This window comes from Pseudomonas sp. GW821-FHT01C01, assembly GCF_059422645.1.
The window spans coordinates 85,434-100,868 of sequence record NZ_JBWKXF010000016.1 but is presented as its reverse complement, the minus strand read 5'-3'; the positions used below and the strand labels follow the sequence as shown (position 1 = coordinate 100,868).

At 59.7% G+C, this 15,435-nt stretch carries 16 protein-coding genes; 10 read left to right on the top strand and 6 right to left on the bottom strand.

Annotation, left to right across the window (positions count from 1 at the left end):
* Positions 1 to 289 precede the first annotated feature (289 nt).
* Together AC07XF_RS13145 and sthA are read left to right on the top strand one after the other, a co-directional pair.
* Positions 290 to 1,264, top strand: coding sequence for an FAD:protein FMN transferase (locus AC07XF_RS13145; RefSeq protein ID WP_495026823.1), 975 nt, complete (start codon positions 290 to 292; stop codon positions 1,262 to 1,264).
* A 207-nt stretch (positions 1,265 to 1,471) separates the two neighbouring features.
* A complete protein-coding gene (gene sthA / locus AC07XF_RS13140) occupies positions 1,472 to 2,866 on the top strand; it encodes a Si-specific NAD(P)(+) transhydrogenase (protein ID WP_495026819.1) in 1,395 nt (464 codons plus the stop codon).
* Between the two features lie 42 nt (positions 2,867 to 2,908).
* Here sthA and AC07XF_RS13135 read toward each other — a convergent pair whose 3' ends face one another.
* Complete coding sequence (locus tag AC07XF_RS13135) at positions 2,909 to 3,631, bottom strand: glycerophosphodiester phosphodiesterase (RefSeq protein WP_007984279.1); 723 nt, start codon at positions 3,629 to 3,631, stop codon at positions 2,909 to 2,911.
* Positions 3,632 to 3,645: 14 nt separating this feature from the next.
* The gene (locus tag AC07XF_RS13130; RefSeq protein WP_495026818.1) at positions 3,646 to 4,227 is read right to left on the bottom strand and encodes a PilZ domain-containing protein; all 582 of its coding nucleotides are present in this window, start codon (positions 4,225 to 4,227) and stop codon (positions 3,646 to 3,648) included.
* A 94-nt stretch (positions 4,228 to 4,321) separates the two neighbouring features.
* Between AC07XF_RS13130 and AC07XF_RS13125 the strand changes: the two genes are divergently transcribed.
* The 3 genes from AC07XF_RS13125 to AC07XF_RS13115 all read left to right on the top strand — a co-directional run bounded on the left by AC07XF_RS13125 (position 4,322) and on the right by AC07XF_RS13115 (position 7,571).
* Entirely contained in the window at positions 4,322 to 5,572 is a 1,251-nt protein-coding gene (locus AC07XF_RS13125; protein ID WP_495026817.1) for a lipoprotein-releasing ABC transporter permease subunit, read from the top strand.
* A 7-nt stretch (positions 5,573 to 5,579) separates the two neighbouring features.
* A complete protein-coding gene (gene lolD / locus AC07XF_RS13120; RefSeq protein WP_495026816.1) occupies positions 5,580 to 6,263 on the top strand; it encodes a lipoprotein-releasing ABC transporter ATP-binding protein LolD in 684 nt (227 codons plus the stop codon).
* 63 nt (positions 6,264 to 6,326) lie between these two features.
* The gene (locus AC07XF_RS13115; protein WP_495026815.1) at positions 6,327 to 7,571 is read left to right on the top strand and encodes a lipoprotein-releasing ABC transporter permease subunit; all 1,245 of its coding nucleotides are present in this window, start codon (positions 6,327 to 6,329) and stop codon (positions 7,569 to 7,571) included.
* Between the two features lie 99 nt (positions 7,572 to 7,670).
* On the opposite strand, the gene AC07XF_RS13110 is transcribed toward AC07XF_RS13115, so the two are convergent.
* Together AC07XF_RS13110 and AC07XF_RS13105 are read right to left on the bottom strand one after the other, a co-directional pair.
* Complete coding sequence (locus AC07XF_RS13110; protein ID WP_495026814.1) at positions 7,671 to 9,020, bottom strand: heavy metal sensor histidine kinase; 1,350 nt, start codon at positions 9,018 to 9,020, stop codon at positions 7,671 to 7,673.
* Complete coding sequence (locus tag AC07XF_RS13105; protein WP_495026813.1) at positions 9,020 to 9,700, bottom strand: heavy metal response regulator transcription factor; 681 nt, start codon at positions 9,698 to 9,700, stop codon at positions 9,020 to 9,022. The genes AC07XF_RS13110 and AC07XF_RS13105 overlap by 1 nt, the downstream gene beginning before the upstream one ends.
* Before the next feature lie 155 nt (positions 9,701 to 9,855).
* Here AC07XF_RS13105 and copI point away from each other — a divergent pair, with 155 nt between their 5' ends.
* Both copI and queF read left to right on the top strand, forming a co-directional pair.
* On the top strand, positions 9,856 to 10,392 hold the full coding sequence (copI, locus tag AC07XF_RS13100; protein ID WP_495026812.1) for a copper-resistant cuproprotein CopI: 537 nt from the start codon (positions 9,856 to 9,858) through the stop codon (positions 10,390 to 10,392).
* Between the two features lie 61 nt (positions 10,393 to 10,453).
* A complete protein-coding gene (gene queF, locus AC07XF_RS13095) occupies positions 10,454 to 11,284 on the top strand; it encodes an NADPH-dependent 7-cyano-7-deazaguanine reductase QueF (protein WP_495026811.1) in 831 nt (276 codons plus the stop codon).
* Positions 11,285 to 11,447: 163 nt separating this feature from the next.
* On the opposite strand, the gene AC07XF_RS13090 is transcribed toward queF, so the two are convergent.
* Complete coding sequence (locus AC07XF_RS13090; RefSeq protein ID WP_008053327.1) at positions 11,448 to 11,711, bottom strand: DUF4404 family protein; 264 nt, start codon at positions 11,709 to 11,711, stop codon at positions 11,448 to 11,450.
* Positions 11,712 to 11,820: 109 nt separating this feature from the next.
* Positions 11,821 to 12,441 (bottom strand): HAD superfamily inactivated hydrolase PcrP, encoded by a 621-nt coding sequence (gene pcrP / locus AC07XF_RS13085; RefSeq protein WP_495026810.1) that lies wholly within the window; start codon positions 12,439 to 12,441, stop codon positions 11,821 to 11,823.
* A gap of 201 nt (positions 12,442 to 12,642) precedes the next feature.
* On the opposite strand from pcrP, the gene AC07XF_RS13080 reads away from it, so the two are divergent.
* From AC07XF_RS13080 to rssC, 3 genes are all read left to right on the top strand, one after another.
* Positions 12,643 to 13,332 (top strand): MlaA family lipoprotein, encoded by a 690-nt coding sequence (locus tag AC07XF_RS13080; protein WP_495026809.1) that lies wholly within the window; start codon positions 12,643 to 12,645, stop codon positions 13,330 to 13,332.
* A gap of 388 nt (positions 13,333 to 13,720) precedes the next feature.
* Entirely contained in the window at positions 13,721 to 14,902 is a 1,182-nt protein-coding gene (gene rssB, locus AC07XF_RS13075; RefSeq protein ID WP_495026808.1) for a two-component system response regulator RssB, read from the top strand.
* Entirely contained in the window at positions 14,902 to 15,384 is a 483-nt protein-coding gene (gene rssC, locus AC07XF_RS13070; RefSeq protein ID WP_008003418.1) for an anti-sigma factor antagonist RssC, read from the top strand. Before rssB ends, rssC begins: the two co-directional genes overlap by 1 nt.
* Positions 15,385 to 15,435 lie beyond the last annotated feature (51 nt).

The following is a 15,435-nucleotide window of genomic DNA, read 5'->3' as shown; positions in this document are numbered from 1 at the left end:
TGCCTGACGTACCGCAATGACCGATTTTACGACTGCTTCGCAGCCGAACGCAGCCTCGCGGGCTCGGCAGCTGCTACAAAGGGTGTCGCGGCTGAAATTGCTTAACTGACTGGCATTAGGCGGCGCGGTTCTCCAGGCAGCGCGCGCCATCATTCACGTCCTTCGCGGGCAAGCCCGCTCCTGCAGAGATGGCGCATAATAGCGTGCCATGGCGTTGTGTCAGGGGAATCGTCGGGAGATGCAGTATTTGTTGATCAGGTGGCGGAGCATTTTCTTTGTACTGTTCGGCATGTTGGCGGCCTGCGGCAACAGCGACACTCTCGAAACCTTCGGCGGCCCGACCATGGGCAGCACTTATTCGATCAAGTATGTGCGCCATTCCGGCCTTCCGGCGCCGGACGAAGTTCGTGTCCAGGTTGAGCAGATCCTCGCTGACGTCGATCGGCAAATGTCGACTTACCGCAGCGACTCGGACATCGAGCGTTTCAATGCATTGCCGGCCAACCGCTGTCAGGCAATGCCGGCGTCGATCCTCGAATTGGTCCGCGTGGGCGAACAGCTGTCAGTGCAAAGTGAGGGCTCCTACGATTTGACGGTGGAGCCGTTACTGAACCTCTGGGGATTTGGTCCGCAGGCCCGTGAGGAAAAAGTCCCGGTTGCCGAAGCGCTCGCCGAAGTCCGCCAGCGCGTCGGTCACCAGCACTTGCGCATTGATGGCGACCGGTTGTGCAAGGATGCCGCCGTCGAGGTCGACTTCAACAGCATCGCCGCCGGCTATGCTGTGGACACGATTGCCGCAAGACTCGAGGCGATGGGCGTTCGCGACTTTCTCGCCGAAGCCACGGGCGAGATCAAGGCGTCCGGCAAGAAGGCCGACGGTTCGCCATGGCGCATCGCACTGGAAGAGCCGCGGGATGATCAACAGGTGGCCGAGCGCGTCATTGTTGTCGACGGCTATGGCCTGTCCACCTCCGGCGACTACCGGAATTATTTCGAGCAGGGCGGACAACGTTTTTCCCACACCTTTGATGCGCGCACCGGTGCGCCGGTCTCACATGCCTTGGCGTCCGTCACGGTGATTCATCCTTCGGCGTTGATGGCCGATGGCTTATCGACGCTGCTGCTGATTCTCGGGCCGGAACGCGGTTGGGACTACGCAGAAAAACACGATATCGGTGCATTTTTTGTGATTCGCGCCGATACAGGTTTCGTCACACGCAGCAGTCACGCTTTTGAGCGCCTCAGTGGCCAAAAAACCGAGTGATTGCGGCAATTTGAGCATTGAAAACTGGCGTTGTAGCGCAGGCAAAAGTAGCCTACGACGCGACCAAGGGTTAATGTGCCCGGCGTTGACGCTTCTATAGACTGTGTCCGGGTTCTGCACTGGCCCCAAATTGTTCCTTCATGCCACATATTGGCGTGATTTAGCCGCAGGTGCCGAGGGTGCCGCGGCCTGTTCTGAGGAGTACGCATGGCTGTCTACAACTACGACGTGGTGGTGTTGGGTTCCGGCCCGGCGGGGGAAGGCGCGGCAATGAACGCCGCCAAGGCAGGGCGCAAGGTGGCGATGGTCGATAGTCGTCGCCAGGTCGGCGGCAACTGCACTCACTTGGGCACCATCCCGTCCAAGGCACTGCGTCACTCGGTGCGGCAGATCATGCAGTTCAACACCAACCCGATGTTCCGGGCCATCGGTGAGCCGCGCTGGTTCTCGTTCCCTGACGTGTTGAAAAGCGCCGAAAAAGTCATTTCCAAGCAAGTTGCTTCGCGTACCGGCTACTACGCCCGTAACCGCGTCGATGTGTTCTTCGGCACCGGCAGCTTCGCCGACGAGCAAACCATCGAAGTGGTCTGCGCCAACGGCGTGGTCGAAAAACTGGTGGCCAAGCACATCATCATTGCCACCGGATCGCGTCCTTATCGCCCGGCGGACATCGATTTCCACCACCCGCGTATCTACGATAGCGACACCATCCTCAGCCTCGGCCACACCCCGCGCAAACTCATCGTTTATGGCGCCGGCGTGATCGGTTGCGAATACGCCTCGATCTTCAGTGGTCTGGGTGTATTGGTTGAGCTGGTGGACAACCGTGGCCAACTGCTGAGCTTCCTCGACTCGGAAATTTCCCAGGCGTTGAGCTATCACTTCAGCAACAACAACATCACGGTTCGCCACAATGAAGACTTTGACCGCGTCGAAGGCGTGGACAATGGCGTGATCCTGCACCTCAAGTCCGGCAAGAAGATCAAGGCCGACGCCTTGCTCTGGTGCAACGGCCGTACCGGCAACACCGATCAGCTGGGCCTGGAAAACATCGGCGTGAAAGTCAACAGCCGTGGCCAGATCGAAGTCGACGAGGCGTACCGCACTTGCGTGCCGAATATCTATGGCGCCGGTGATGTGATCGGCTGGCCGAGCCTGGCCAGTGCCGCCCACGACCAGGGCCGTTCGGCCGCTGGCAGCATCGTGGATAACGGTAGCTGGCGTTTCGTGAATGACGTGCCGACCGGCATCTACACCATTCCGGAGATCAGCTCGATCGGCAAGAACGAGCAGGAACTGACCCAGGCCAAGGTGCCGTATGAAGTGGGCAAGGCGTTCTTCAAGAGCATGGCGCGGGCGCAGATCGCCGGTGAGCCGCAAGGCATGCTGAAGATCCTGTTCCACCGTGAAACCCTGGAAGTGCTGGGTGTTCACTGCTTCGGTTATCAGGCGTCGGAGATCGTGCACATCGGTCAGGCGATCATGAACCAGCCGGGCGAGCTGAACACGCTGAAGTACTTCGTTAACACCACGTTCAACTACCCGACCATGGCCGAAGCCTATCGGGTAGCGGCGTACGACGGCCTCAACCGGCTTTTTTGAGCGGCTCCGGCCGGTGGCCTGAGCCGGCCGGGGAGACCGATTTCAGCAATTCTCGAGCGTGGCGGTGGCCAAACCGGGAAAGTCTGTAATCAGGCTGTCAACGCCGAAGTCGGCGAGCCTGCGCATCAGCGCAGGCTCGTTGACGGTCCACACTGACACATGCAGCCCCTGACGCTGTGCCCTTTGCAGGCGTTCCGGCGTGCACAGGGTCCAGTTCAACGCCAGAATCTCACAGCCATAGCTGGCCGCGACCTTAAGCGGATCGAGCCAGGCATACTCGGCCACCAGTCCGCGGGACACATCCGGCACCAGTTCCAGCGCGGCCTTGAGCACTTCACGCGAGCTCGAGGTGATCGTCACCTTGTCCATCAGGCCATGACGCTGGACCATTTCGCGAATCGCCAGCACGGTGGTCGCAGCACGCATCCGTGATGCGCTTTTGACTTCCAGCTGCCAGTGATCGAAGTCGCACTTCTCGAACAGTTCTTCCAGCGTCGGAATCGGGCACGGCTTGATCCAGCCCGGGCCGCCCTTGCGTGCGTCATACGTCACAAGCTCAGCCGCCGTGTGTTCGACGACCTTGCCGCGACGGTCGGTGGTGCGTTTGAGGGTCGGGTCGTGGATGACCATCAGCTCGCCGTCCATGGACAGGTGCAAATCCAGTTCGCAGCGACGCACGCCGTGCTTGAGACATTCCTGGAAGCTGGTCAGGGTGTTTTCCGGTGCTTCGCCCTTGGCGCCGCGATGGCCGTAGATGAGGGTCACGGTTCTTCCTTAAATTAATTGCCTGATTCGAGTTGTTCGCGGGCCTGGCGTCGTTCCTGGGCCTGCTTTTGCAAGATGTGGCGGGCCAACAGTTGGCGCTGGGCGTCGGTCAGGTGTTCGAACTCGGTGCCGACGTCATACCCATCGCCCTTGCGGTCGCAATGGGTGACGCGAGCGCGCAACAGCAGGCCCAGGGCTTGCGGCATCAACACCAGCTTGACCGACAGGCGTGTGCCTGCGGCGACGGGCGACGGGTGCTGAAAGTCGATACCGCCTTCGGAGATGATCACCGGCTGCGGTGCGCCGATCTGCCCGAGCACGGTGATAGCGATCACCTGGCTCAGCAAATCGATGCGTTTGTTCTGGGATTTGAGGAACGCCGCGATGGTACGGTCGCGTTCGCTGATCTGGCGCAACAGGTGTTGCGACTCGAATTCGCTCAGGTGCAGTTCGCTGAGCAAGTTGAAGAGTGGGGAAGCATCCTGCAACACTTCCTGGCCTGCGGCTTCGGAAGCGGACAGGGGCCGAATTTCCAGTGCGATCGTGTCCTCGATACGGTAGTATTCGCGGCGATCTTCTTCATCTAATGTCGACATGGCGAACCCATGGTAGCGGCGGTGGTCTGAGTGTAAAGCTGGTTATCGACCCCCGCCACAAGGACGTTCCTTTTCCCTCCGAACAAGCCCCGACATGTTCAGACCTCTCTTCGTATTTATCGGCACGCGTTACACCCGTGCAAAGCGTCGCAATCATTTTGTGTCATTCATTTCCCTGACTTCGATGATCGGGCTCGCCCTTGGCGTGGTCGTGATGATCGTGGTGCTGTCGGTCATGAATGGCTTCGATCATGAGATGCGCACCCGCGTGCTGGGCATGGTGCCTCACGCGACCATTGAGTCCGGCGAGCCGATCAGCGATTGGCAAAGCCTGGCCAGCAAGGTCAAGCAGAACCCGCAAGTGACGGCCGTTGCGCCGTTTACGCAAATGCAGGGTTTGCTGACCAACAACGGCAAGGTCTCGAAAGTCCTGCTCAATGCCATCGACCCGGAGCAAGAGCGCCAGGTGTCGATCATTGATCACTTCATGACGCAGGGCAAACTCGACGATCTGGTCCCGGGTGAGTTCGGCATCGTCATCGGTGACAAGGCCGCGGCCAAGCTCGGTGCCGCGATTGGCGACAAGCTGACCTTCGTCGCCCCGGAAGTCACCGTGACCCCGGCCGGGATGTTCCCGCGCATGAAGCGCTTTACCGTGGTCGGGATTTTCCACGTCGGTGCCGGCGAGCTCGATGGCTACCTCGGCGTCACCAACCTTCAGGATCTGGCCCGGTTACATCGCTGGAAACCGGATCAGGTCCAGGGCTTGCGCCTCAAATTCGATGACTTGTTCCAGGCGCCGCGCATGGCGTGGAGCATCGCCCGCGACCTGGGCGAAGACCGCTACTACGCCCGCGACTGGACCCGCACCCATGGCAACCTGTACCAGGCGATCCGCATGGAAAAAGCCATGATCGGCCTGTTGCTGCTGCTGATCGTTGCCGTCGCGGCATTCAACATCATTTCCACACTGGTGATGGTGGTGAACGACAAGAAGGGCGACATCGCGATCCTGCGCACACTGGGCGCCACGCCGGGCACGATCATGCGCACGTTCATGGTGCAGGGTACGGTGATTGGTGTGGTCGGCACGGCCATTGGCGCCGTGGTCGGCATCTTCGCCGCATTGAACGTCAGTGCCGCGATCTCGGCCCTCGAAGGCCTGATCGGCCACAAATTCCTCAACGCCGACGTGTACTTCATCGATTACCTGCCGTCGCAAGTGCAGAGCCAGGACGTCGTCATGGTCTGCGCCGCCGCGTTGGTCCTGAGTTTCCTCGCCACCCTGTATCCAGCCTGGCGTGCCGCGCGCACCCAGCCGGCGGAGGCGCTACGTTATGAGTGAGTCGGGCATGAGTGATAAAGCAATCTTGAGCTGCCGCAACCTGGGCAAATCCTACGAGGAAGGTCCGGAGTCGGTAGAGGTCCTGGCCGGGCTGCAACTGGAAATGCATCCGGGCGAGCGTGTGGCGATCGTCGGCAAGTCGGGCTCGGGTAAAAGTACCTTGCTCAATCTGCTGGGCGGCCTCGATACACCAAGCAAGGGCAGTGTCTGGCTCGACGGCGAAGAGCTGTCGGCACTGAGCGAGAAGAAACGCGGCCTGCTGCGTAATCGCGCCCTCGGTTTCGTTTACCAGTTCCACCACCTGCTGCCGGAATTCACCGCCCTGGAAAACGTCTGCATGCCGCTGCTGATCGGCAAGACTGCGATCCCCGAGGCGCGCCAGCGTGCCACGGCGTTGCTGGAGCGGGTAGGACTGGGCCATCGCCTGGAACACAAACCGGCCGAATTGTCCGGTGGTGAGCGTCAGCGCGTGGCCATCGCCCGCGCCCTGGTGAACAAACCGGGCCTGGTGATGCTCGATGAGCCGACCGGCAACCTCGACTCTCACACTGCCCAGGGCATTCAGGACTTGATGCTGGAACTCAGCACCTCGATGCGCACGGCGTTCCTGGTGGTGACCCACGACATGAACCTGGCCCGCCAGATGGATCGCGTCCTGCACTTGCAGGAAGGTTGCCTGACTCCCATCTAACGGATTGAAACCCGACGTCTGAAAAGACGCCGGGTCTTTTATTTTTATACGGTGCCCCAGCGAATGTTCAGACCGTTATCGATCTTTATCGGCACGCGCTATACCCGCGCCAAGCGCCGCAATCGCTTTGTTTCCTTCATTTCGATGACCTCGATGATCGGCCTCGCCCTCGGCGTGCTGGCGATGATCGTGGTGCTGTCGGTGATGAACGGGTTTCAGCGCGAAATGAGCTCGCGCATCCTCGGCATGGTCCCGCACGCGACCATCGTCGGCGTCAACCCGATTGACGATTGGCAGCCCGTCGCAGCGGCCGCCATGAAAAACCCGGAAGTGACGGCGGCGGTGCCGTTCACCGAGATGGAAGGCATGCTGTCCTACAAGGGCACGATGCAGCCAATCCAGGTCAGCGGTGTCGATCCGGCGCTGGAAGGCCAGGTGTCGATCGTTGCCAAGCACATCGTTCAGGGGAGCCTCGAAGCCCTGAAGCCGGGCGAATTCGGCGTGGTGATCGGCGAGATCACCGCGCGTCGCTTCCGCTTGAACGTCGGCGACAAGATCACCCTGATCGTGCCGGAAGTCAGCAACGCGCCGGGCGGCATTACCCCGCGCATGCAACGGCTGAATGTGGTTGGCGTGTTCAAGGTCGGTGCGGAGCTGGACGGCACCATGGCGCTGATCCACATGGCCGATGCCGCGCAAATGCAGCACTGGGAACCGAATCAGGTGCAGAGCGTGCGCCTGGCGGTGAAGGACCTGTATGCCGCGCCGCAAGTGTCGAGCGACATCGCCACGGGGCTGGGCGCCGCCTACAAGGCTGACGACTGGACCCACACTCAGGGCAGCCTGTTCAGTGCGATGAAGATGGAAAAAACCATGATCGGCCTGCTGTTGCTGATGATCGTCGCGGTGGCGGCGTTCAACATCATCGCGACCCTGATCATGGTGGTGAACGACAAGGGTGCGGACATCGCGATCCTGCGTACCATCGGCGCCACGCCACGGCAGATCATGGCGATCTTCATCGTGCAGGGCACGGTGATCGGGATTGTCGGCACCTTGATTGGCGGTGTGTTGGGCGTGATCGCCGCGCTGAACGTCAGCGAGATGGTGGGCTGGATCGAGCGGGTCAGCGGGCAGCACATTTTCAGTTCCGACGTGTATTTCGTCAGCAACCTGCCGTCGGAGCTGCAAGGCGGGGATGTGGCGTTGATCTGCACGGCAGGCTTTGTCCTGAGCTTCCTGGCCACCGTTTACCCGGCATGGCGGGCGGCGAAGATCGAGCCCGCGCACGCACTGCGCTATTCGTAAGCCGTTACACCGCTTTCGCGAGCAAGCCCGCTCCCACATTTGGAATGCATTTCCCCTGTGGGAGCGGGCTTGCCCGCGAAGGGGCCGGTACTACTGGCCTCAATCTCGCCTAGGCAACTCAATCACAAACCGCGTCAATCCGTTCTCCGATTCGCAACGAATCTGCCCGCCATGGGCGCGGATGATCGACTGGGTGATCGCCAATCCCAATCCCGCATGTTCACTGCTGCCTTCGCGGCGAGCCGGGTCGGCCCGGTAAAAACGGTCAAACAAACGCGGCAGCAGTTGCGGATCAATGCCGTCTCCCGAGTTCTCCACTTGCAGGCTCAGGCCATTGGGTTGCTCATCAATCGTGACCTGCACCTTGCCCTCGGCCGGGGTGAAACGCAGCGCGTTGTCCAGCAGGTTGGATAGCGCCCGCCGCAACATGCTGCGGTCACCTTCCAGGCGGCCAGACCCTTCGCGGGTGAGCGTGACCCTGGCGTCTTCGGCCAGCGGCGCAAAAAACTCCAGTAACAGATCCGCTTCCCGTCCCAGTTCCAATGGTTCGCGTTTGGGGATCAACAATCCATGATCAGCCTTGGCCAAATAGAGCATGTCGTTGACCAGTTGTGCCATCCATTGCAGTTCTTCAAGGTTGCTGTGCAGGGCTTCACGGTAGTCCTCAATGGGGCGAGGGCGTGTGAGGGTGACCTGGGTGTGGGTCAGCAGATTCGACAATGGCGTGCGCAGTTCATGGGCGATGTCGGCGGAGAACGCGGACAGGCGCTGAAACGAGTCGTCGAGGCGTCCGAGCATGGCGTTGAAGTTGTGGGCCATTTCCGCCAGCTCCGGCGGCATGTTTTCTTCAGGCAACCGCGCGTTCAGCGATTGCGCGGAAACACCGCTGGCCACCGCACTGATCCGCCGCAACGGGCGCAAGCCGCTGCGTGCCGCCCAGGCGCCCAGTAGTGCGGTGGCCAGGGCTGACAGGCCGACGGTCAACCAGATCAAATGCTGCATGCGTTGCAGAAAGTGCTGGTGGTGGGTGATGTCCAGCAGCAAGGTCAATTGCGGTGAATCGGCTTTGTCCGCGAAAAGCGGCGTATTCAGCACGCGGTAATCCGTGCCTTCATGGCTCACCGTCGACAATCCGGGCTGACGCGGCAATGCCTGCGGAATGGTTGTCGAGCTGTCATACCAGCGCTGGCCGTCGCTGGTGGTGATGCGCAGGGACAGATCAGCCTGCCGGCTCAATTCCTCGGCCAGTTTCACTTCGCTGTCACTCGACTGAAAATCGTGCAGGGCCCGGCGCAAGCCAATCAGCTTGCCATCCAGCAGTTGCTGGTCGAGCTCAATGAAGTGCGCTTCGCTGGCGCGGCTGAACAGCACGCCGGCAAACAACGACACCACGGCGGTGCAGGCGGCAAACAGCAATGCCAGGCGGCTGCTCAAGGACAGCTGGCGCATCAGGCGGGACGCTCTTCAAGGACGTAACCCATGCCGCGCACGGTGTGGATCAGTTTGTTGGGGAATTCATCGTCGATCTTCAGGCGCAGACGACGGATCGCTACCTCGATGACATTAGTGTCGCTGTCGAAATTCATGTCCCAGACCTGGGACGCAATCAGCGACTTGGGCAGGACTTCGCCCTGACGGCGCAGGAGCATTTCCAGCAGGGCGAATTCCTTGGCGGTCAGGTCGATGCGCTGCCCGCCGCGTTCGACCCGGCGACGGATCAGGTCCAGGCGCAAATCGGCCAGTTGCAAACTGGTTTCCTGAGGCGTGGCACTGCCGCGACGCAACAGGCTGCGGACCCGGGCCAGCAGTTCGGAGAAAGCAAACGGTTTGACCAGATAGTCGTCGGCGCCAAGTTCGAGGCCGTGAACCCTGTCCTCCACGGCGTCACGCGCGGTCAGAAAAAGTACCGGTGTGTCCAGGCCAGCGCTGCGCACCGCTTGAAGAATTTGCCAGCCATCACGACCGGGCAGCATCACATCGAGAATCAGCAGGGCATATTCGCCGCTGAGGGCCAATTGCTGGCCGGCGCTACCGTCCGCCACCAGCTCCGCGTTGAACCCGGCCTCGGCCAGGCCTTGGCGCAGGTAGTGGCCGGTTTTCGGTTGGTCTTCGACGATCAGCAGTTTCATGGGCGACTCATGGCAAATGGAACGAACGCTTTATACCGTGGGGAGCATTCGCACAGGGCAACCTGACAAAGTTGTAATCTGGCTGTCAGGTTACGGGCAGTGGCAGCAGTTTAGAGTTTTCCGCACGTTGAGCCTTATCTTGTTGGAGTATGACGATGTTTTTACGCAAATCCGTGGCGCAAATCGTTTGTTTGCTGGCGCTGAGTTCACCGGTGTGGGCGGACGCCGGGCATACCTACGATTTCGGTCAACCGGCCCCGGCGGCCAAGGCGACCCGCAGCGTCGAGGTGGTCATGGGTGACATGTCCTTCACGCCGAAGGCCATCGACATCAAGGCCGGGGAAACCGTGCGCTTCGTGCTGGTCAATAAAGGCCAGTTGTTGCATGAATTCAATCTGGGTGATGCGGCGATGCACGCCAGACACCAGCAGGAAATGTTGCAGATGCAACAGAGCGGCATGCTGACGCCAACCGGCATGAAGACAATGGATCACGGCAACATGGCTGGCATGGATCACAGCAAAATGGACCAGGGCATGAAGCATGACGACCCGAACAGTGTGCTGGTGGAGCCGGGCAAGACTGCCGAGCTGACCTGGACCTTCAGCAAGGCCACTAATCTTGAGTTTGCCTGCAATATCCCCGGTCATTACCAGGCTGGCATGGTCGGCAAACTGACTGTCAGTCAGTAAGCACTCAAAGGCGGGAGCAAAGGCTGATAGAATCCGCTGATTCTTCAGTCAGGTTTCCGCCATGCATCCCGCAGCCGAACATTCGCCGCTGGGCAAGTCCAGCGAATACATCGCCACCTACACGCCGTCCTTGCTGTTCCCGATCCCGCGCACCGCTAAGTGGGCGGAACTGGGCCTGACGGCCGAAACCCTGCCGTATAAAGGCGTGGACTTCTGGAACTGCTTCGAACTGTCCTGGCTGCTTCCGTCGGGCAAGCCCGTGGTCGCGATCGGCGAATTCAGCATTCCGGCGGATTCGCCGAACATCATCGAATCGAAGTCGTTCAAGCTGTACCTCAACTCCCTGAACCAGACGCCGTTTGCCGATACCGCGAGCCTTGAGGCGACGCTGGCCAAGGACTTGTCGGCTGCTGCCGGCAAGCCGGTGGGCGTGCGCATCCGCAGTCTCAAGGATGTCGAGAGCGAAGGCGTCGTGGCGTTGCCGGGCGTGTGCATCGATGAGCTGGATATCCGCGTCAGCAACTACGAACATCCGCGTCCGGAACTGCTGCGTTGCGATGATTCGCGGATAGTGGAGGAGAGCGTGCACAGCCATTTGCTCAAGTCCAACTGCCCGGTCACCAGTCAGCCGGACTGGGGCAGCGTGGCGGTGGAGTACCGTGGTGCGGCGCTGGATCATGCGAGTCTGCTCGAGTACATCGTCAGCTTCCGTCAGCACTCGGATTTCCATGAGCAGTGTGTAGAGCGAATCTTCCTCGACCTGCAGCGGTTGTTGAAGCCGGAGAAACTGACGGTGTATGCGCGTTATGTGCGCCGTGGCGGGCTGGATATCAACCCGTATCGCAGCACTGAAAACGTACAACTGCCGAACTATCGCCTGGTCCGTCAGTAACATCAAACTGTAGGAGCTGGCTTGCCAGCGAAAGCGGCGGTTCAGTCGATCTATCAAGCGACTGGTAGATTGTCTTCGCTGGCAAGCCAGCTCCTACAGGGTTCAAGCGTTATTCCGGTCAAAAAAAGCCCTGCTATTGCTAGCAGGGCTTTTTTGCAACAGTTCAGATCCCCATGTTGGCCAAGGCCTGCCCGATGTTGCGCAGGGTGCCGGCAAGGGTAGGGTGTTCGAGCTCGAAGCGTTCCACGGCCAGGTTGACGCCATCGGCGAGGCTGGAATCCTGGGTTTTGGTTTCGAGCTCAAGCTTCAACTCGATCTGTTGCATCAGTTCGTGCAGCTCGGCGCGTTCGGCTTCGGACAGTGGAGGATTCTGTTCCAATTGCTCGCGCAGGGCATTGAGCTGTTCTTGCAGTTCGCGGGCAGGCATGGCGTTCTTCCTTCTATCGATAGGCACTGGCATAGACCACGGCAGCACGCCAAAGGTCGATGGCTGACCTTTAGATTAATCCACTCGCGCATAACGTGCATGATCTCTGTCAGGGCTTTTCGCCCTTGAGTCGACGCAGGCTGATATCGGCCAGACAGGTGTCGAGTTCACCGAGGTGGTCGATCACCGAATGCACGCCCAGGCCAAACAGTTGCATCGTGGCCTTGGCGCGTTTGATGTCGCGTTCCTGCTGGGTCAATGCTTGCCATTCCTGGGGCGTCAACCCGCACAGCGAGCCGCAGGACGCCAGGCCGATGGTCCACAACCCGGCATTGAGTCCCGATTGCAGCAAGCGGGGTTCGCCGCTCACCAGCACACAGCCGTCGAGTCGGTCGACGTTCAGGGTCATCAAGGCTTGCCAGCAGGCATTCGGGGCGGGCCATGGATTGTTTGTTGCTGGATGTTGCGTGGGTTTGATCCATTCCGGCAGCGCAGCGGCCAGGGATTGGCTGAGGGCTGGGGGAAGTTCATCGAGCCAGGCGCAAGGAATTTGCTGGCGCTGCAAGCTGCGCAGGCTATCCAGTGCGCCGGGTGTAGCCTCGGCGTGTTCGCTCGAGTGGCTACCGTGCCGGTGCGTGTGTGCGCCGAAATCCACCAGGCAGCCACTGAGCCCGAACAATACGGCGGTCAGGCTGGGTGCGGTTTGGGGCAAGGTTTCGACGAGTGGCATGTGGACGTCCCTGAAATAGCCTGAAGGCTAGCGGGCGACGGTGACAGTTGAGTGACATGGATGTGAATCGCTGACAATTGGCTCGATTCCTTCGGTTTGGATTTCGTGCAAAGTGCCTTAAATGGTGTTTACGTCTTATACTTGCCAACTTATTGCCTGGGCCAAGTGCCTGAGCCAGTACAAACCAAGGAGTTTTTTTCTATGCGCTGGAGCAATCATCTAGCCAGGATTTGTGTATGCGCCAGTGTGATGCTGGTTCCGTTCGTTGCTCAGGCAGCGACGGAAGAGGATCCTTGGGAAAGCGTCAACCGCCCGATCTACAAGTTCAACGATGTAATCGACACCTACGCGCTGAAACCTTTGGCCCAGGGCTATCAGTACGTGACGCCGCAGTTTGTCGAAGACGGCGTACACAATTTCTTCCGGAACATCGGTGATGTGCGCAACCTGGCCAACGATATCCTGCAGGCCAAACCTCGCGCCGCAGGCGTTGATACTGCGCGAATCATTTTCAACACCACCTTCGGTTTGCTGGGCGTGATTGATGTCGGCACCAAAATGGGCCTGCAACGCAATGACGAAGACTTCGGTCAGACACTGGGTTACTGGGGTGTCGGCAGCGGCCCATACGTGATGCTGCCGTTCCTGGGTCCAAGCACTTTGCGTGATGCACCGTCCAAGTACGTCGACAGCTACACTGGCGCTTATCGTTACGTAAACGACATTCCTGTGCGTAATTCGTTCTTCGCTCTGGACATCATCGATACCCGTGCCAACCTGCTGTCGAGCGAGAAACTGATCACCGGCGACAAGTACACCTTCATCCGCAATGCGTACTTGCAGAACCGTGAATTCAAAGTGAAAGACGGTCAGGTCGAAGACGATTTTTAACGTCGACCGGTAAATTGAGAAGGCGGCCAGCAAGGCCGCCTTTTTTATTTGCGAAGATCCGCATGCGGATGAAATCGCGCTTTTCACGGTAGTCCCGACCGGATTGACTCATGGGTTCGATCCTTCCATTGGGTTACGGATTTGCCTGTTCTTATAACTCTCGGTGATTTGACAAATAAAGACGTCAAGCGACCATCGGCGTGAGCTTGAAACGCCCGGCGGATGGGAGTACCGTCTGCGCCTTAGAAGGGCACCTCTGGTGTACATGTGTGTAGGGCAAATGCCCGAAAGCGGTGCGACAGAGAGGCTAGAAAGCGAATCCAGTAGTCAGCGCCGGGCCAAAACCCCCGCCTGCTACGCCAACCTAATTCTGGCGCCGTTTGCCCACATGCCAAAAACCAGTGCCACGCTGCTGATAATCGATGATGACGAAGTAGTGCGCGCGAGCCTCGCCGCCTATTTGGAAGACAGTGGTTTCAGCGTCTTGCAGGCCAGCAATGGTCAGCAGGGTCTTCAGGTATTCGAGCAAGACAAGCCCGACTTGGTCATCTGCGATCTGCGCATGCCGCAGATGGGCGGACTCGAACTCATCCGCCAGGTGACCGAGCTGTCGCCGCAAACGCCGGTGATTGTGGTTTCGGGTGCGGGCGTGATGAACGACGCGGTCGAAGCCCTGCGCCTGGGCGCTGCGGACTACCTGATCAAGCCTCTCGAAGATCTGGCCGTGCTCGAGCACTCTGTGCGCCGGGCCCTGGATCGCGCGCGCCTGCTGCTGGAGAACCAGCGCTACCGCGAGAAGCTGGAAAAGGCCAACCGCGAGCTTGCCGCCAGCCTGAACCTGCTCCAGGAGGACCAGAACGCCGGTCGCCAGGTGCAGATGAACATGCTGCCGGTCAGCCCCTGGACCATCGACGAGTTCAAATTTGCTCACCAGATCATCCCGTCGCTGTACCTGTCGGGTGATTTCGTCGACTACTTCCGGGTCGACGAGCGCCGGGTAGCGTTCTACCTGGCGGACGTTTCCGGTCATGGCGCCTCTTCAGCCTTCGTTACCGTGCTGTTGAAGTTCATGACCACGCGCTTGCTGTTCGAGTCCAAGCGCAGCGGCACCTTGCCGGAATTCAAGCCTTCAGAGGTCCTTGGTCATATCAACCGGGGCCTGATCAGTTGTAAGCTGGGTAAACACGTCACAATGGTCGGTGGAGTCATCGACGAGGAGACCGGTTTGTTGACCTATAGCATCGGCGGTCATTTGCCGTTGCCTGTGTTGTACACGCCAGACAGTGTTCGTTATCTGGATGGGCGTGGTCTGCCAGTGGGCCTCTTCAACGAAGCCACCTACGAAGATCACGTACTGGAACTGCCGCGGACGTTCAGCCTGACGCTGATGTCCGATGGCATTCTGGACCTTTTGCCAGAACCCACACTCAAAGAGAAAGAAGCAGCATTGCCTCAACGGGTCAAGGCTGCGGGCGGCACCCTGGATGGGTTGCGGCAGGTTTTTGGATTGGCCACGCTAGGGGAGATGCCGGATGATATCGCCCTGTTGGTGTTGAGCAGGAATCTTTAATGAGTACCGGTAGAATCCAGTTCGCCGAGCAGGACGGCACCTTCGTCCTGAAGTTCGTCGGGGAAGTTCGCCTGACCCTGTGTTCGGCGTTGGATGCGACTATTGAGCGGATCTTCAGCGCGTTGAATTTCAACACGATCGTGATCGATCTGACCGAAACCCGCAGCATCGACAGCACCACACTCGGCCTGCTGGCCAAGCTGTCGATCCTGTCGCGGCAGAAAGTCGGCCTGCTGCCGACCGTCGTCACCACCCACGAAGACATCACGCGTCTGCTGCAGTCCATGGGCTTCGAGCAGGTGTTCAATATCGTTGACCAGCCAGTGCCGTGCCCGGAATGCCTGGACGACCTGCCAGACCAGGATCAGTCCGAAGAAGTGGTGCGGATCAAAGTGCTTGAAGCGCACAAAATCCTCATGGGCCTGAACGACACCAATCGCGAAGCCTTTCATGACCTGGTGAATGCGCTCGAGCGCCACTGATTGAGATAAACCTGTGGCGAGGGAGCTTGCTCCCGCTGGGCTGCGAAGCGG

What these genes read in the sequence shown, in the direction of transcription:
- copI (WP_495026812.1), top strand. Translation starts at nt 9,856, where the DNA reads ATGTTTTTACGCAAATCCGTGGCGCAAATCGTTTGTTTGCTGGCGCTG.
- AC07XF_RS13130 (WP_495026818.1), bottom strand. Translation starts at nt 4,227, where the DNA reads ATGTCGACATTAGATGAAGAAGATCGCCGCGAATACTACCGTATCGAG.
- rssB (WP_495026808.1), top strand. Translation starts at nt 13,721, where the DNA reads ATGCCAAAAACCAGTGCCACGCTGCTGATAATCGATGATGACGAAGTA.
- AC07XF_RS13080 (WP_495026809.1), top strand. Translation starts at nt 12,643, where the DNA reads ATGCGCTGGAGCAATCATCTAGCCAGGATTTGTGTATGCGCCAGTGTG.
- AC07XF_RS13090 (WP_008053327.1), bottom strand. Translation starts at nt 11,711, where the DNA reads ATGCCTGCCCGCGAACTGCAAGAACAGCTCAATGCCCTGCGCGAGCAA.
- AC07XF_RS13115 (WP_495026815.1), top strand. Translation starts at nt 6,327, where the DNA reads ATGTTCAGACCGTTATCGATCTTTATCGGCACGCGCTATACCCGCGCC.
- lolD (WP_495026816.1), top strand. Translation starts at nt 5,580, where the DNA reads ATGAGTGATAAAGCAATCTTGAGCTGCCGCAACCTGGGCAAATCCTAC.
- rssC (WP_008003418.1), top strand. Translation starts at nt 14,902, where the DNA reads ATGAGTACCGGTAGAATCCAGTTCGCCGAGCAGGACGGCACCTTCGTC.
- pcrP (WP_495026810.1), bottom strand. Translation starts at nt 12,441, where the DNA reads ATGCCACTCGTCGAAACCTTGCCCCAAACCGCACCCAGCCTGACCGCC.
- AC07XF_RS13105 (WP_495026813.1), bottom strand. Translation starts at nt 9,700, where the DNA reads ATGAAACTGCTGATCGTCGAAGACCAACCGAAAACCGGCCACTACCTG.
- queF (WP_495026811.1), top strand. Translation starts at nt 10,454, where the DNA reads ATGCATCCCGCAGCCGAACATTCGCCGCTGGGCAAGTCCAGCGAATAC.
- AC07XF_RS13110 (WP_495026814.1), bottom strand. Translation starts at nt 9,020, where the DNA reads ATGCGCCAGCTGTCCTTGAGCAGCCGCCTGGCATTGCTGTTTGCCGCC.
- AC07XF_RS13125 (WP_495026817.1), top strand. Translation starts at nt 4,322, where the DNA reads ATGTTCAGACCTCTCTTCGTATTTATCGGCACGCGTTACACCCGTGCA.
- sthA (WP_495026819.1), top strand. Translation starts at nt 1,472, where the DNA reads ATGGCTGTCTACAACTACGACGTGGTGGTGTTGGGTTCCGGCCCGGCG.
- AC07XF_RS13145 (WP_495026823.1), top strand. Translation starts at nt 290, where the DNA reads ATGTTGGCGGCCTGCGGCAACAGCGACACTCTCGAAACCTTCGGCGGC.